This is a genomic window from Streptomyces sp. NPDC091279 (assembly GCF_044757465.1).
Lineage (GTDB): Bacteria > Actinomycetota > Actinomycetes > Streptomycetales > Streptomycetaceae > Streptomyces.
In genome coordinates, this window is record NZ_JBIVVA010000006.1 from 234052 (window position 1) to 250184 (window position 16133).

At 71.2% G+C, this 16133-nt stretch carries 14 protein-coding genes; 11 read left to right on the plus strand and 3 right to left on the minus strand.

The window, feature by feature from the left end:
• Positions 1–93: 93 nt before the first annotated feature.
• The 7 genes from ACIQOU_RS17310 (at position 94) to ACIQOU_RS17340 (ending at position 8142) form a co-directional block, all read left to right on the plus strand.
• The gene (locus tag ACIQOU_RS17310) at positions 94–2310 is read left to right on the plus strand and encodes a prenyltransferase/squalene oxidase repeat-containing protein (protein ID WP_401537563.1); all 2217 of its coding nucleotides are present in this window, start codon (positions 94–96) and stop codon (positions 2308–2310) included.
• The gene (locus ACIQOU_RS17315; protein WP_401537564.1) at positions 2307–3533 is read left to right on the plus strand and encodes an MFS transporter; all 1227 of its coding nucleotides are present in this window, start codon (positions 2307–2309) and stop codon (positions 3531–3533) included. The genes ACIQOU_RS17310 and ACIQOU_RS17315 overlap by 4 nt, the downstream gene beginning before the upstream one ends.
• Positions 3530–4483 carry an NADP-dependent oxidoreductase gene (locus ACIQOU_RS17320; protein ID WP_401537565.1) on the plus strand — a complete coding sequence of 318 codons (954 nt, stop codon included), beginning with the start codon at positions 3530–3532 and terminating at the stop codon, positions 4481–4483. Before ACIQOU_RS17315 ends, ACIQOU_RS17320 begins: the two co-directional genes overlap by 4 nt.
• A gap of 14 nt (positions 4484–4497) precedes the next feature.
• The gene (locus ACIQOU_RS17325; protein WP_401537566.1) at positions 4498–5436 is read left to right on the plus strand and encodes an alpha/beta hydrolase; all 939 of its coding nucleotides are present in this window, start codon (positions 4498–4500) and stop codon (positions 5434–5436) included.
• Positions 5437–5584: 148 nt separating this feature from the next.
• A complete protein-coding gene (locus tag ACIQOU_RS17330; protein ID WP_401537567.1) occupies positions 5585–5905 on the plus strand; it encodes an ArsR/SmtB family transcription factor in 321 nt (106 codons plus the stop codon).
• 242 nt (positions 5906–6147) lie between these two features.
• The gene (locus ACIQOU_RS17335) at positions 6148–7035 is read left to right on the plus strand and encodes a sugar phosphate isomerase/epimerase family protein (RefSeq protein WP_401537568.1); all 888 of its coding nucleotides are present in this window, start codon (positions 6148–6150) and stop codon (positions 7033–7035) included.
• Between the two features lie 87 nt (positions 7036–7122).
• Positions 7123–8142 (plus strand): Gfo/Idh/MocA family protein, encoded by a 1020-nt coding sequence (locus ACIQOU_RS17340; RefSeq protein WP_401537569.1) that lies wholly within the window; start codon positions 7123–7125, stop codon positions 8140–8142.
• Between the two features lie 127 nt (positions 8143–8269).
• Here ACIQOU_RS17340 and ACIQOU_RS17345 read toward each other — a convergent pair whose 3' ends face one another.
• Positions 8270–9553, minus strand: a complete 1284-nt coding sequence (locus tag ACIQOU_RS17345; RefSeq protein ID WP_401537570.1) for a M6 family metalloprotease domain-containing protein — start codon at positions 9551–9553, stop codon at positions 8270–8272.
• A 266-nt stretch (positions 9554–9819) separates the two neighbouring features.
• On the opposite strand from ACIQOU_RS17345, the gene ACIQOU_RS17350 reads away from it, so the two are divergent.
• Together ACIQOU_RS17350 and ACIQOU_RS17355 are read left to right on the plus strand one after the other, a co-directional pair.
• On the plus strand, positions 9820–10467 hold the full coding sequence (locus ACIQOU_RS17350) for a TetR/AcrR family transcriptional regulator (protein WP_401537571.1): 648 nt from the start codon (positions 9820–9822) through the stop codon (positions 10465–10467).
• Positions 10468–10670: 203 nt separating this feature from the next.
• Complete coding sequence (locus tag ACIQOU_RS17355) at positions 10671–12212, plus strand: DHA2 family efflux MFS transporter permease subunit (RefSeq protein ID WP_401537572.1); 1542 nt, start codon at positions 10671–10673, stop codon at positions 12210–12212.
• An 89-nt stretch (positions 12213–12301) separates the two neighbouring features.
• Here the strand turns inward: ACIQOU_RS17355 and ACIQOU_RS17360 are convergent, their stop codons facing one another.
• A complete protein-coding gene (locus ACIQOU_RS17360; protein ID WP_401537573.1) occupies positions 12302–12802 on the minus strand; it encodes a MarR family winged helix-turn-helix transcriptional regulator in 501 nt (166 codons plus the stop codon).
• Between the two features lie 97 nt (positions 12803–12899).
• Here ACIQOU_RS17360 and ACIQOU_RS17365 point away from each other — a divergent pair, with 97 nt between their 5' ends.
• A complete protein-coding gene (locus ACIQOU_RS17365; RefSeq protein ID WP_401537574.1) occupies positions 12900–13691 on the plus strand; it encodes a dioxygenase in 792 nt (263 codons plus the stop codon).
• A 226-nt stretch (positions 13692–13917) separates the two neighbouring features.
• Here ACIQOU_RS17365 and ACIQOU_RS17370 read toward each other — a convergent pair whose 3' ends face one another.
• A complete protein-coding gene (locus tag ACIQOU_RS17370; RefSeq protein ID WP_401537575.1) occupies positions 13918–14436 on the minus strand; it encodes a GNAT family N-acetyltransferase in 519 nt (172 codons plus the stop codon).
• A gap of 191 nt (positions 14437–14627) precedes the next feature.
• On the opposite strand from ACIQOU_RS17370, the gene ACIQOU_RS17375 reads away from it, so the two are divergent.
• Positions 14628–15626 (plus strand): RNA polymerase sigma factor RpoD/SigA, encoded by a 999-nt coding sequence (locus tag ACIQOU_RS17375; RefSeq protein WP_401537576.1) that lies wholly within the window; start codon positions 14628–14630, stop codon positions 15624–15626.
• Positions 15627–16133 lie beyond the last annotated feature (507 nt).

Below are 16133 nucleotides of genomic sequence, written 5' to 3' on the forward strand. Positions count from 1 at the left end.
CCCTGGTCCCGACGCCGTTCCCCTGCTACGATCGCCGCTTATTCGATGTTTCACGAACAACGAAGATGCTGTGCGACGACGAGGAGTTCCACCATGAGAACAGCCCCCTCCTTGCGCACCTTCGTCCTGGACCAGTTCCTGGACGCCGACGCCCATGTCCCCGCGGTCATCGGCCGCGACGCCGCCGACGCGATCACCCCGGACCGCACCCTGCGCGACGCGGCCCTCGCCCTCGTCGTCCTGCCCGCCGCCGGTGACCGCGACCTCGCCGCCCGACTCCTCGCCGCGCTGCGGGAGTTCACCGACCCCGAGCACCCCGGTTTCCACGAACTCCTCGACGTCACCGGCGTCCCGTCCCCCGTCGGTGACGTCCGCACCCCCTCCTGGCAGGCGCTGGCCGCCTGGGCCCTGCACCGGGCCGGCACCCTCCTCGACGACCCCGGCCTCACCGCCGAGGCCGCCCGCAGCCTGCACCACGTCGTCGAAGCCGTCCGCACCCACAGCTGGCCCGCCCGCCTCGACCGCACCTGGTCCACCGTCCTGGACGGCGCGAGCCCGCTGGAGGAGACCGCCGTCCTGGTGCTGGCCGCCGACGCGCTGACGGCGCCGGGCGAGAACACCGCCTTCCTCGACGAGACCGCCCGCCACCTGGAACGTTACGTCCACGGCGACGGCGTCTGGGCCACCCTCACCCCGCGCGGCACCCCCGACACCCTGCACGGCCACCGCACCCGCGCCGGGGCCCTGGCCGCCCTCGCCTGGAGCGCCCTGCACGCCCGCGGCCACGACCACGCCGCCCGCCGCGCCCGCGCCGCCCTGCTGCACATCCAGGCCCACCATCCGCACGTCGGCGCACGTGGCTACTGGGACCGCAGCGACGCCGCCTCCGTGGTCCGCGTCGACGCAGTCGCCGCCCTGCACGGCAGGCCCGACTCGCCGTTCCCCGCCAAACTCGTCGCCGATCACGCCCTGTTGGCGCTCGCCGCCCGCCGCACCGGCGCCCTCGACAGCGGCGACGACGACACCGCCGTTCGCCTCAAAGCGCTCGCCGAGGACGCCGCCGCCGAGGTCGAGCGGTACACCGACGTGCACTCCGGCGGGGTCTTCCAGGGGCAGGGCAGCTGGTTCTCGACGCCGGTCGACCCGACCGTGCCGCTGGCCCGGCATGTCATGGTCCCGCCGCGCAGCACCGGGTCGTTCGCCGTCGGCAACACCACCTACGTGCCCTTCCACGGCAAGCACGCCCACACCCAGCTGCTCGCCCTGGCCGCGCTCGGTGACCGGGTGCCGACCGCGCCCGCCGCGCCGCCGCTCGCCGAGGCGCCGACGCCCGACCCCTTCGACAACGACCTCAGCCAGGTCACCACCGCACCCGTCACCGATCAGCGGGTCGACTTCGCGGCCTACCTCCGCTGGCTCAAGTCCACCCGTTCCGGGCTGGGTTACGGCCTCACGCCCTACCGCGCGCCGCTCGGGCTGCGCTCCGACCGCACCGCGCAGACGTTCTCCGTGCTGCACGTCGTCTCCGACCTGCTGGCCCTCGGGGAACCCGTCCCGGACCGGCCCGGCGTGCTCAGCGGCGTCTTCGCCACCCAGAACCCCGACGGCGGCTTCGGCGAGCAACCCGCCCTGCCCTCCGAGGCGTTCACCACCTACTGCGCCGTCCTGACCGCCGTCGTCCTCGACGGCGGCGACCACCCCGCCTTCGACCTCGCGGCCTGCGTCGACTTCCTGCGCGCCTGCCAGCGCCCCGAGGGCGGCTTCGGCAACGCGCCCGGCTTCCCCGGCGACGCCTGGCACTCCCACCTCGCCACCCTCACCCTGGTCGCGCTCGACGCCCGCCCCGAACGCCCCGACGACCTCGTGGCGTTCCTGCTGGCCTGCCAGAACCCGGACGGCGGCTACGCCAACCTGCCCGGCTCGCCCTCCGACACCTTCGCCACCTTCCGGGTGGTGGGCGCGCTGATCGCCCTCGGCCTGCGCCCCCCGCGCGCCGAACAGACCGCCGCCTGGCTCGCCGGGTTGCAGACAGAGACCGGCGGCTTCCGCTACCGGGACGGCGCGGTGGAGAGCTTCGTCGGCTCCTACCACGCCATCGGGGCGCTCTACATGCTGGGCGCCCTCCATGACGGCTCCGTCGACACCGACGCCTGCGTGCGGTGGATCGCGGTCCGGCAGAGCGCCGACGGCGGCTTCTCCCGGACACCCGGCGGGCCCTCGGAAACCACCGACGAAGGGTTCATCGCGGTCCAGGCCCTTCACATGCTCGAAGGGAAACTGAACCGCTCCTGGGCGGTGATGATGACATGACCTCTCTCTCCTCCACCGCGGCCGACGCCGCGCCAGAGACCGTGGGCCCCACCCCGCGCACCGTGTCCCTGCTGGCCTTCGCCACCATGTTCGTGATCGGCACGGACACCTTCCTCGTCGCCCCGCTGCTGCCCACCCTCGCCGAGACGTTCCGGATCTCCGGCGATGTCTCCGGCTGGATGGTCAGCGCCTACGCGCTCGGCTACGCCCTGTTCGCGCTGGTCGCGGGCCCGCTCTCGGACGGCCTCGACCGGCGGCGGGTGCTGCTCGGCGGGCTGGTGGCGTTCACCGCGACGACCGCGCTGTGCGGGTTCGCGCAGGGCTTCTGGACGATGATCCTGTTCCGGTTCCTCGCCGGGGTGAGCGCCGCGTTCGTCTCCCCGCAGATCTGGGCGTCCATCCCGGTCCTGGTCCGGCCCGAACTCATCGTGCGCACCATGGGGTTCGCCACCGCGGGCCTTTCCATCGCCCAGTTCGCCGGCATCCCGCTGGGCAGCTGGCTCGCGGCGGTCTCCTGGCACCTGCCGTTCTGGGTGATCGGCGGTGTCTCGGCGCTGCTGTGGCTGCTGCTGGCCCGCTTCTTCCCGCCGGTCCCGGCCCGCCCCGGCGCCGGACGCGGCGCCCGGCACATCCTGAGCACCTACCGCACCGTCCTGGGCAGCGGCCGACTCCGCTGGTACCTGCTGGGCTACCTGGTCTTCCAGACCGGCAACTTCGAGGCCATCTCCTTCTTCGGCTCCTGGTTCACCAAGGACTTCGCGCTGAGTGTCGGCTCCGTCGGAACGGCGATGATGGCGGTCGGCGCCGGAAACGTCGTCGGTTCGCTGTTCGGGACCCGGCTGGTCCAACGCCTGGGCCTGTACCGGTCGTTGCTCGCCGCCGTCCTCACGATGGGCGCCCTGTACTGCGTGGTGCCGCTCTCCCCGAACCTCGCCACCGCGCTCGTGCTGCTGGCCCTGGTGATGATGGTCGCCGGGTTCGTGTTCCCCGTCTTCATGAGCATCCTCCAGCAGCAGACCGAGACCGCCCGGGGCACCGTCTCCTCCCTCGCCAACGCCGCGATGTACGTCGGCACGACGATCGGCGGCGCGGTCGGCGGCCTCCTGCTCGCCAAGGTCGACGGCTTCTGGGGCGTCGCCGCGTTCACCGTCGCCGCCTACCTCGTCTCGCTGGCCGTGTACACGGCGGCCGGGGCGTTCCGCCGGACGGAGGGCGCCGGATGAGCACCGCCGTCCTCTTCGACCGGTACGGCACCCCGGCCGAGCTGTACGCCACCGAGGTGCCGGTGCCGTCGGCGGGCCCCGGCGAGGTGGTCGTCCGGTACACCGCGATCGGCGTCAACCCGATCGACTGGAAGATCCTCGGCGGCGACCTGAAGGCCTACGTCCCGCTGGACCTGCCGGGCGGCTGCCTGGGCGTCGAGGCGGCCGGTGAGATCACCGAAGTCGGCGCGGGCGTACGGCGGTTCAGGGTCGGCGACCGGGTCATCCGGCACGGCCGCCCCGGCACCTTCCGCCTGCACGAGGTCGTCCCGGCGGCCCAGGAGGCCGACGAACTCACCGCCTGGCCTGACCGGTTCACCGCAGAGCAGGCCGCGGTGCTGCCGGTCGCCGCGGGCACCGCCTACTCGGCCCTGCGCCAGGTCGAACTACGCGCGGGCGAACGGCTGTTGGTGCACGGCGGCTCCGGGGGAGTGGGCCTCGCCACCGTCCAACTCGCCCTGCTCACCGGCGCGTCCGAGGTCGTCGCCACCGGATCGGCCCGCCACCACGACCAGTTGCGGCGCCTCGGAGCCGTCCCGGTCGGCTACGGCGCCGGGCTGTACCAACAGCTGGCGGAGCTGGGCCCGTTCGACGCGACCATCGACTGCGCGGGTGGCCTCGCACCGGCCGAGGCCGCGCTCGCCGCGGTCGCCGAGGAGGCCCGGCGCGTCACCATCGTCGCCGACCCGGCGGTGCAGGCGCTCGGCGTGCCCTACCTCGACCATGTGCCCCTCGAACTCGCCTCCACCCTCGACCTCATCGGCCACAGCCCCTTCGAACTGCCCGTCGTCGCCCGCTTCCCCCTCACCCGCGCCGCCGACGCCCTGGCGCTGGGCCAGAAGGGCGGACTCGGCGGGAAGATCGTGCTCCTGACCGGCCCCGCAGCTGAACCCGACCACCCCCGCACCTGAAGAGGACTCCGACCATGACGTATCGCTATGACGCCGACCTCGTCGCGGCCGCCGGGAACTTCGGGGTCTTCGACCTGACCGACCCCGCCCAGACCCGCGCCACCCTCATCGCCGCCAGCGCCGGACGCCCCGCCCCCGACACCACCGGCGTCGAGGTCACCGACCTGGAGGTGCCGGGACCGCCGGACAACCCCCTGGTCCGGGTCCGCGTCTACCGGCCCGCCGACGTCCCGGACGACCTCCCGGCGATCCTCAACATCCACGGCGGCGGCTTCGTCATCGGCCGCATCGAGGTCGACGAGGCCACCTGCCTCGACCTCGCCCGCCGGGTGGGCGCCGTCGTCGTCTCGGTCGGCTACCGGCTCGCCCCCGAGAACCCCTACCCCGCCGGTGTCGAGGACTGCTACGCCGCCCTGACCTGGCTCGCCGCGCACGCCGGTGAGCTGCGGGTGGACGCCGGGCGGATCGCCGTGCACGGGATCAGCGCGGGGGGCGGACTCGCGGCGGCGGTCGCCCTGCTGGCCCGCGACCGCAGCGGCCCGCAGCTCGCCTTCCAGTACCTCGACCTGCCCGAACTCGACGACCGGCGCGACTCGTTGAGCATGGCCCGCTTCACCGACACCCCCGGCTGGAACACCCCCAACGCCGAGATCAGCTGGCGCCACTACCTCGGCGAGCGGGCGGGCGGCGACGACGTCCCCGTCTACGCGGCACCCGGTCGCGCCAAGGACCTCTCCGGGCTGCCCCCGGCGTATGTGACGGCCCTGGAGTTCGACCCCTGCCGCGACGAGGCGGTCGCCTACGCGGAGAACCTCTTCGCCGCCGGCATCCCGGTCGAGACCCACGTCTTCTCCGGCGCCTACCACCTCGCCTATCTGATGCCGACGGCGAAGGTGTCGCTGCGGCGCGCGGAGGAACGGATCGTGGTGCTGCGGTCGGCGCTGCACGGCTGAGGTGACGCTCCGCTGGGGAGGGGGCGGTGGGTGCGGGCCGCGCGGGCGGTCGCTTCCGGCGTTCCCCTCCCATGTTCTATGATCGTAGAACCTTGAAAGAGGGTGCGACGGGGGTCGGGCGGGCCGAACAGAGACGAGGCGGGTGGCCATGCAGGCGGGACTTTTCCACCCCGAGCGGGACGAGATCTCCCTGGACCGGGTGCTTCACGCGTTGAGCGATCCGATCCGGCGGGATGTGGCGCGGGTGTTGCACCGGGAAGGGTCGCGGGTGTGCGGGCAGCTGGACTACCCCATCGCGAAGTCCACGCTCTCCCACCATCTGAAGGTGCTTCGGGAGTCCGGGATCATGCACACGGAGGTCCGGGGGACGACCCGGGTCATCACCCTGCGGCGCGATGACATCGACTTCCTGTTCCCCGGGCTGCTGGACGCGGTCCAGGTAACGACACCAGCACTCAGCCGCGCCTGAAGGGTGCGAGGGGCCTTGGGTGGCATCGCCCGACCTCCGGCCAGGTCCCGTAGGGCCCCTCGTTCCACGTCTCCTCTCTCTGGATGAGGGGAAACAGACGTGTTAAATGAGGGAAGAATGATGGGTTTGGGGCCTTCAGGAAGGGGCTGTGGGGCATCTACCGTTGCGGGCAGGTGAACGGCCCGCTGTTGCCCGTGGGCAGCCGTCGCCAGGGTCGCCCCGAACCATCGAAAGGCAACGGCATGACCACCTCACCCCTGAACAGGATCGCCGGCGCCCCCATCTCCTGGGGCGTCTGTGAAGTGCCCGGCTGGGGCTACCAGTTGACGCCCGAGCGGGTGCTCAACGAGATGCGTGAGGTCGGGCTCTCGGCCACCGAGTTCGGCCCCGAGGGCTTCCTGCCCGCCGAGCCCGACGCCATGGCGCAGACGCTCGCCCACCACGACCTGCACGCCGTCGGCGGCTTCACCCCGCTGCTGCTGCACGTCCCCGGCCACGACCCGCTGCCCGAGGCCGAACAGCTCCTGGCGGGCTACGACGCCTCGAAGGCCGAGGTCCTCGTCCTGTCGGCCGTCACCGGCCAGGACGGCTACGACTCCCGCCCCGAACTCGACGCGGACGGCTGGAAGTTGCTGCTCTCCAACCTCGACCGGCTGGCCGCCCTCGCCGCCGAACGCGGGGTCCGTGCCGTCCTGCACCCGCACGTCGGCACGATGATCGAGAACGGCGACGAGGTCCGGCGCGTCCTGGAGCACTCGTCGATCTCCCTCTGCCTCGACACCGGGCACCTCCTCATCGGCGGCACCGACCCGGCCGAGCTGACCCGGCAGGCACCCGAGCGCATCGCCCACACCCACATGAAGGACGTGGACGCCTCCCTCGCCGCCAAGGTCCAGGACGGCAAGCTCAGTTACACCGACGCCGTGCGCCAGGGCATGTACCGCCCGCTGGGCGCGGGGGACGTGGACGTCGAGGCCATCGTCACCCACCTCAGCGCCCGGGGCTACGACGGCTGGTACGTCCTGGAGCAGGACACCATCCTCACCGAGGAGCCCCAGAAGAAGGGCCCGGTCGAGGACGTGTGGGCCAGCGCCGAGCACCTGCGCGCGGTGCTGCGCGGGGCCGCGTAGTCCTTTTCGCGGGAGCGGGCGCGGGGGGCGTGGTTCCCCGCGCCCTCCAGGTTGCCGTTTCTCACCCGTACCGGAGAGATCACGAACATGCCATCTCAGAATGCACTGCGGGTCGCCGTCGTCGGCACCGGCAAGATGGGCGCGGACCATGTGCGCCGACTCCAGCAGGTCATCAGCGGGGCGCGGGTGACCGCCGTCGTCGACATCGACGCCGAGCGCGTGCGGAGTCTCGCCGACGGCATCGACGGCTGCACGGCGTACACCGAACCGGCGGCTGCCCTGGCGGCGCCGGACGTGGACGCCGTTCTGATCGCCTCGCCGGGGCCCGCTCATGAGGCGGCCCTGATCGACGCCCTCGCGCACGATCTGCCGGTGCTGTGCGAGAAGCCGCTCACCCCGGACGCCGCGTCCGCCCTGCGGGTCCTTGAGGCCGAGCAGCGGCTCGGGCACCGGCGTATCCAGGTCGGCTTCATGCGCCGCTACGACGTCGAGTACGCCAAGCTCAAACGGCTCCTGGACAGTGGGGAGTTGGGGCGGGCGCTGCTGCTGCACCACCGGCACCGGAACCTGTCCATGCCGGAGTGGTTCACCAACGAGATGCTCATCAACGACTCGGTCGTCCACGAGATGGACGTGACCCGTTGGCTGCTCGACCAGGAGATCACCGCGATCACCGTGCTCAAGCCGGCCCCCACCTCGCACGCCCCGGCCGGGATGAACGACCCGCAGTTCGTCCTGCTGGAGACCGAGGCGGGTGCGCTCGCCGACGTCGAGATGTTCGGGCACTGCGGGTACGGGTACCAGGTGACCGCCGAGGCGGTGTGCGAGCGGGGTACTGCGCGGATCGGTGATGAGCCGGGGCCCCGGGTGAGTGTGGACGGGCGGTGGGGTGGGCGGATCACCCCGGACTACGTCGAACGCTTCGAGGACGCGTATGACCGGGAGGTCCAGGCGTGGGTGGACGCCACCCGGCAGGGTCTGGTCACGGGGCCCAGCGTGTGGGACGGGTACGCGGCGGCTGCGGTGTGTGAGGCGGGTGTGCGTTCTCAGCACGAGGGGCGGCGCGTTGAGGTCGACCTGATCGAACGGCCCGTGTTCTACGGGTAGTTCGCCTACCGGCGCGGGGATCTGCCTCTGTGTGCGGCGCCGTTGTGGGTCTGCGCCCGCGCGGCGGAGCCGCATATCGATACAGCCCCGCGCCCCTTGGCGGCGTTGCCCCGCCGTGGGCCGAGTCTCACCGTCGTGTCACCGTCAGGGTCAAGTTGCCCTTGTCGTCTGCTGGGTGGACCTTGATGGTGATGGCTTCTCTGGGGTCCTTGAAGGTTTCTCCGGGGGTGAAGGGGGCGTCGGAGAGTTCGGTGTGGACGTTGGGGGAGCGGGTGCAGCCGCCGCTGTCGGCGTGGGAGTCGTAGACCTTGACCGGGCCCATCCCGGTGTCGACGTTGGCGTCGACCTTGTAGATGAGGGCGCCGGGACGGCAGACGGCCTCGTCGTTGCCCTCGCGGGTGCGTAGTTCGACGGCGTAACCGGAGCGGCGGCCGAGCGGGACGAACAGGAGCTTCGGGCCGCCCGTGCGGGCCAGCGGCGTCAGTGTGTACGTCGAGGTGCCGCGCCGGGACGCGCACCGCACCTGGGACGCGTCGAGCCAGCCGAGCTTCCACTTGTGCCAGCCGAGGAGGTCGTTGTTGACGCCCCAGTCCTCGCTCATGATGTCCCAGTGCCCGACCGCGCCCCCGCCCTCCTGGGTGTAGAGGTCGGGCAGCCCGAAGACATGGCCGTTCTCGTGCGGCAGCACCCGGTAGCCGGTGCGGGTGTAGGAGCCGGAGCCGTCGTCCTGGCGTGAGTAGACGAACGACGCGTTGGCGATGGGCACGCCGTCGGCGACGGGCGCGTCCGCGTTCCCGGCGAACGTCACCGACAGGACCGTGTCCAGCGCGGAGGGCCCGGCGTTCGGGCTGACCAGGACGTTGAGGAAGTCGTAGGAGCGGAAGTCGACCTGCGGGTCGGCCGCCGCCACGATGTCCTGGACCAGATCGCGGTAGGCGGGGTCGAAGGGCGCGCCGCGTTCTATGCCGTACTCCTTGAACGACTTCGGCATCCGCAGCCAGCCCGGGACCGGGGCCTCGGCGCGGTAGTCGAGGCGGCCGTAGGAGGAGGTGCGGAACCAGTCCTGGGTCTGCGGGAAGAACTCCCGGAACCGTTCGAGGGCCTGGCCCTGTCCCGGCGCGTCGGAGAAGTCGACCATCAGGGTCAGGGCGCGGACGGTGCCCGTGGAGCGGGAGTAGACGCCGGGGGTCGGCACACCCTCGGACATCTGGACGGCCCGCCCGCCGTTGATCATGCAGGGGTCGAGCCCGGCGCCGCGGGCCAGGGCGATCGGTCCTGCGCCGACCGCCGTCGTGCCCCTCGTCGGACGTCCGGTTCCCGCCGAGGTGCTGACCGCGAGGGTCAGGGCGGTGACGGCGACGAGGGCGGCCACGCGGCGCGGGCGTATCCGACGGCTGATCGGCTGCTGCATGCACGCGCCCCTTCGTCCACGGCAGCCACCGGTGTCCGACAGCGCCCTTTCGCTCACCCTGGGACGGAGGCCGCACGGGCGCGCGCTGGAAGCCCCCTAAAGGGGAGGGAAACGGGGTAAATGGGCGTAAGTGAGTGAGCTAGGTCACAGAACTTCTTCCGGTGGCTGGAAACAAACGGGGATCGCTTCCCCGTTTAAAGCTGTGTCCGAGTGAAACGGGGAGCGCTTCCCCGCATCGCACCACCCGCCGACCCCAGGAGTACGCCGTGACGACCACCGCTCGGGCCGTGCTGCGCAAGGTGCCCCGGCCGCGTGCCGACGCCCAGCGCAACCGGGAGCGGATCGTCGGCGCCGCCCGCGAGATGTTCGTCGAGCACGGCGCCGATGTGCCGCTCGACGAGATCGCCCGCCGGGCCGGTGTCGGCAACGCCACGGTGTACCGCAACTTCCCCGACCGCGACGCCCTCGTCCGCGAGGTCGTGAAGTCCGTCGTGGACCGCGTCTCCGACGCCGCCGAATCGGCGCTCGCGGAGAACGGGGACGCCTTCGAGGCCCTGGAGGGCTTCGTGCACGCCGCCGGTGACGAGCGCATCAGCGCCCTGTGCCCGATGGCCTCCAGCACCTTCGACCGTGACCATCCCGACCTGGTGGCGGCGCGGACCCGGATCGAGCGCACCGTCGTGGAGGTCATGGACCGCGCCAAGGCGTCCGGCCAGCTCCGCGACGACGTCGACGTCGGCGACGTCCTGGTCGCCGTGGCCCAGCTCAGCCGGCCCCCGGCCGGTACGGGCTGCTTCAGCGCCGACCGCTTCGTCCACCGCCATCTGCAACTGTTCCTGGACGGACTGCGGACCCCCGCCCGCTCCGCCCTGCCGGGGACGGCCGTGACCCTGGAGGACCTGCGCCAGTCCTGAACCACTGACGCGCCCCTGACCCACCACGCCGATCAGCCCGATCAGCCGGGACCGTATGCCGGTCCCCTCAGCGCCCCCCCACACAGACAGCAGCACAACGGACGTCACTGTCGACGCGCCGTCGCTCATGACGCCCGGGTCCCTCCGGGGCCGTCGCTGACCACCTGACTTTTTCCGTCCGAAGTTCCGAAACGGGTACCTCCATGTCTGAAACTGCCGCACCGGCCGGCGGCGCCGTCGAGAAGAGCGGCGACGCCAACCGCTGGAAAGCGCTCGTCTTCATCGCGCTCGCCCAGCTGATGGTCGTCCTCGACGCGACCATCGTGAACATAGCCCTGCCCTCCGCCCAGACCGACCTGGGCATATCCGACGGCAACCGGCAGTGGGTCGTCACCGCCTACGCGCTGGCCTTCGGCGGGCTGCTGCTCTTCGGCGGCCGACTGGCCGACCTGTGGGGCCGCAAGCGCGCCTTCGTCACCGGCCTGATCGGCTTCGCCCTCGCCTCCGCGCTCGGCGGCGCCGCCACCAGCGGCGCCATGATGTTCGGCGCCCGGGCCCTGCAAGGCGTCTTCGGCGCGCTGCTCGCCCCGGCCGCGCTGTCCCTGCTCGCCGTGATGTTCACGGACGCCAAGGAACGCGCCAAGGCGTTCGGCATCTACGGCGCGATCGCCGGTGGCGGCGGCGCCGTCGGCTTCATCCTCGGCGGCGTGCTCACCGAGTACCTGGACTGGCGCTGGACGTTCTTCGTGAACATCCCGTTCGCGATCGCCGCCGCACTCGGCGCGTACTTCGTCATCCGCGAGCCCGAGGGCGGCCGCAACCGTTCCCCGCTCGACATCCCCGGCGTCGTCCTGTCCACGCTCGGCCTGGTCTCCCTGGTCTACGGCTTCACCCGCGCCGAGACCAACGGCTGGAGCGACGCGTCGACGATCTCGCTGTTCGTCGCGGCGGCCGTGCTGCTGATCGCGTTCGTCATCACCGAGACGAAGGTCAAGGCGCCGCTGCTGCCGCTGCGCGTGGTCACCGACCGCAACCGCGGCGGGATCTACCTCTCCCTGGGCATCGCGATCATCGCGATGTTCGGCACGTTCCTCTTCCTGACCTACTACCTCCAGGTCGTGAAGGGCTACACGCCGATCTCCACCGGCTTCGCCTTCATGCCGATGATCGTCGGCATGATGACCGGCTCCACCCAGATCGGCACCCGCCTGATGACCCGGGTCCCGGCCCGGATGCTGATGGCGCCCGGCTTCGTGGTCGCCGCCGTCGGCATGTTCCTGCTGACGCGCCTGGAGATCGGGTCGTCGTACTCCTCGACGGTGCTGCCGGGGATGCTGCTGCTCGGGCTCGGCATGGGCACGGCGTTCATGCCGGCCATGTCCCTGGCCACCCTGGGCGTCGAGCCCCGGGACGCCGGTGTCGCCTCCGCGATGGTCAACACCTCGCAGCAGGTGGGCGGCGCGATCGGCACCGCCCTGCTGAACACGATCGCCGCCTCCGCGACCACCGCCTACCTCACCGACCACCTCGCCGGTGTCACGTCCGCGTCCCAGCGGCAACTGGTCCAGCTGCAAGGAATGGTGCACGGCTACACGAACGCGATCTGGTTCGCCGTCGGCATGCTGCTGCTGGCCGCCGTCATCGTCACGGTGTTCGTGAACGCCCCCAGCCAGGGCAGCCGCCCGGTCACCGGTTCCGGCGACCACGCGGACGAGGAGCTGGCGGTGCCGGTGATCGCGCACTGACGACAACGCCGTTCGCGCACCGCAGTCCGGTCCCCTGACGGACCGGCGCACCCCGCGACCGGCCGGTGCGGCCCGCACCCGGCGGGCCGCTAGCGCAGCCAGGGCAGGTCCGCACCGACCTCGTCCGGCTGGAGTCCCTCGGCGACGATCTCCATGATCTCGCCGAGGGATTTCTGCTGCTGCGGGGTGAGCCGGTCGAACACGGCCTGCCGAACGGCGCTCACGTGGCCCGGCGCGGTCCGCCCCATCACCTGGTGACCCTCGGCGGTGAGCACCGCGAACTGGCCGCGCTTGTCGGAGACGCAGTCCTCGCGGCGTACCCAGCCGTTCTTCTCCAGGCGGGCGATGGCGTGCGAGAGCCGGGAGCGGGTGATCTTCGCCCGCATCGCCAGTTCGGTCATCCGCAGCCGGCTGTCCGGCGCCTCGGCGAGCTTGACGAGCAGCCCGTAGTAGATGTGCGGCATGCCCGCGTCCCGCTGGAGCTGCCGGTCGAGGTGGTCCTCCAGCAGGATCGTGGCGTGCAGATAGGCGCGCCAGACCCGCTGCTCGTCGTCGTCGAGCCAGCGTGGGTCTTCGGGTGCCGGGTTCATGGGCTCCACTGTACGAGCACTCTCCTTTAATGTTAAACAAAACAGGTGTAAGCTGCATGATAATGAAGATTTAGACTTCAAGTAAGGAGTGGTCGCCATGGTCGCCGCAGCACAGGAGCGGATGCCCACCCTCTATCTGAGCCACGGTGCCCCGCCGCTCGCGGACGACTCACAGTGGACCGCCGAACTCGCCGCCTGGTCCGCCGAACTGCCCCGCCCCCGGGCGATCCTGATGGTCTCCGCCCACTGGGAAGAGGCCCCGCTCGCCCTCGGTGCCACCACCCGGGTACCCCTTGTCTACGACTTCTGGGGCTTCCCCGAGCACTACTACCAGGTGACCTACGACGCCCCCGGTGCCCCCGAACTCGCCGAGTCCGTCCGCAAGTTGCTGCGCGCCCCCGGCATGCCGGTGCAGGACATCCCCGACCGGGGCCTCGACCACGGCGCCTATGTGCCGCTCGTCGAGATGTACCCGGCCGCCGACATCCCCGTGCTCCAGGTCTCCCTGCCCACCCTCGACCCGGCGCGGCTCATGGAGATCGGCCGCCGCCTCGCACCGCTGCGCGACGAGGGCGTCCTGATCGTCGGCTCCGGCTTCTTCACCCACAACCTCGCCGCGCTGCGCAACCTGGACGCGGGCGTGCCCGGCTGGTCGGCCGAGTTCGACGCCTGGGGCCGCGACATGCTGGAGAACGGCGATGTCGACGCGCTTCTCGACTTCCTGCGCACCTCCCCGGCGGGCCGGCTCGCCCACCCGCGCACCGAGCACTTCGCCCCCCTGTTCGTCACCCTCGGCGCGGCGGACGCGACCGGCGAACTGGACACTCAGAAGTCCGTGATCGACGGCTTCTGGCTGGGGCTCGCTAAGAGGTCGGTGCAGTTCGGCTGAGCGGGACCCTGGCGGGGGCCCTGGCCGGGACCCGGCGGGGCGAGGCGCCGCCGGGACACCTGATGGGCGCGCCACGGCCGGGACACCTGATGGGCACGGCGCGGGTCCGTATGACCGGGGCGCCGCGAATTCACCCGAAGGGGGCGCTGGGCGTCCGTCTGAAGAGGACGCCGCGCGCGTACCCGAAGGGGGCGCCCGGCGCTCGCCTGAAGGGGGCGTCGGTGGGTCACAGTTCCTTCTCGTACCACGCGACATCCCAGTAACGGCCGAACTTGCGGCCGACCTCGCGGTAGGTGCCGAGGTGGCGGAACCCGAACCGCTCATGCAGCCGCGTCGACGCCTCGTTGGGCTGCGCGATCCCGGCGTAGGCGCGGTGCAGATCCTCGTTCTCCAGCGCCTTGAAGAGCGCCTCGTACAACGCCGTGCCGACACCGCGCCCGCCCGCGTGCGGGGCGACATAGACGGTGACCTCCACCGAGGTGTCGTAGGCACGCTTGGCGCGATAAAGGCTGGATGTGGCGTAGCCCAGAATCTCCTGTGTGTCCGCATCCGCGGCAACCAACAGGCGGTACGGACCGTCTTCAGGGTGGGAGAGCAGCCACGGGCGGCGCTCCTCCACCGTGAGAGCGACGGTGTCGAACGTGATGGACGTCTCACGTACGTAGTGGTTGTAAAGGTCGGTGAGTGCGCTGAGATCCCCCTCGACTCCCGGCCTGACCTGCACCTCTATGGGTCGTGACGACATCGGACCTCCCCAGTCGCGGCACAGGGTACTGCATGATCAGAAAAATAGGGGGTCGCGAGGGGAATTCTGTCCGGATTCCAGTCGTTGTTTCCATCAGATGCGGGCACCCGAGAGAGGTGCCGACGGGTACTCCAAGGTGAGTACCGGGCGTCTGAAGCAACCCGTCAGCCCACCATCGCAAGGGAGCTCGCATGGCAACCCGTGCCGTCGCCCGTCGAAAGTCCGCCTCCGGTGGGACGACCGACGCAGCACGCAGTGTTCGCGCCCACACCGGCGAGATCGCCGACCGTGACCTGGTCGGCATGTATCTCGACGAGATAGCGCGCACACCGCTGCTCGACGCCGCCAAGGAGGTCGAGCTGTCCCAGACGATCGAGGCGGGAGTCTTCGCCCGGCAGGTACTCGACGGGCACGAGGACGCCAAGGCCGACGCCAGCCGCGAGGAGCTGGAGGCGCTGATCGCCGACGGTGAGCGCGCCAAGGACATCTTCATCCGCTCCAACCTCCGGCTCGTCGTCGCGGTCGCCCGCCGCTACCCGCGCAGCGGTCTGCCGCTCCTCGACCTGGTCCAGGAGGGGAACGCGGGTCTGGTGCGCGCGGTCGAGAAGTTCGACTACCGCAAGGGCTTCAAGTTCTCCACGTACGCGACGTGGTGGATTCGGCAGGCGATCACCCGTTCCATCGCCGACCAGTCCCGCACCATCCGGCTCCCCGTCCACCTCGTGGAGGAGCTGGGCCGTATCCGGCGCGTGCAGCGGGAGTTCAACCGTGAGCACGGGCGCGACCCGGAGCCCGCGGAGATCGCCGCCGAGCTGGACTCCAAGCCCGAGCGCGTCATCGACGTCCTCGACTGGGCCCGTGACCCCGTCTCGCTGAACATGGGCGTGGACGACGACGGTGACACCCAGTTCGGTGACCTTCTGGAGGACACGTCGGCGGTCTCGCCCGAGCAGTCGGTGCTGACCCTGCTGCGCAGCGAGGAGCTGGACGACCTCATCGGGCGGCTCGACCCGCGCACGGCCTCCATCATCAAGATGCGGTACGGCATCGAGGACGGCCGGGAGCGGACGCTGACCGAGGTCGGCAAGGAGCACGGGCTGACCCGGGAGCGGATTCGGCAGATAGAGAAGCACGCGCTGCTTGAGCTGAAGAAGCTGGCGCATGACACGGGGTTCGAGGCGGCCGCCTGAGCGGCGAGCGGCGTGAGGGGGGTGTGGGGCGCGTGTGCCGGCGGGGGTCGGAGTGCCCACGGAGGCTGAATTGGACACGTAGAGTGACTATTTGAGTACGTGATGCGGGTTTTGGATACGCCGGGTTGCGAAGGTGGCGAAAGAACGCGCATACATGGCTCTGAGGCGTCGCTTCGGGTGTTCGAATTAAGGGAACAACGACAGTGGGCCAACGGACCCGGGCGCCCCACCGGACCACCCCGCCGCCCCTGACCGACCTGGGTCCTGCCCGAGTGTGCATCACCCCGGCAGGCCCACCCACAATCCACGTCCCGACGCACCACCCCCCCGGCGCCGGGACCTCCCAAGCCGGGCTTCGGCGCCCCTCCCCCCGGACGCCGAGGCCCGGCCCCCTTTTTGTGCCCAGGGCGGGGGCACTGAGAGTGCGGGCGCGTGGTGGGGTGTGCGCAGTTCCCCGCGCCCCTGGAGATGCGATGCGGTCGCGCTCGGTGGGCGAGTGCGGCGCCG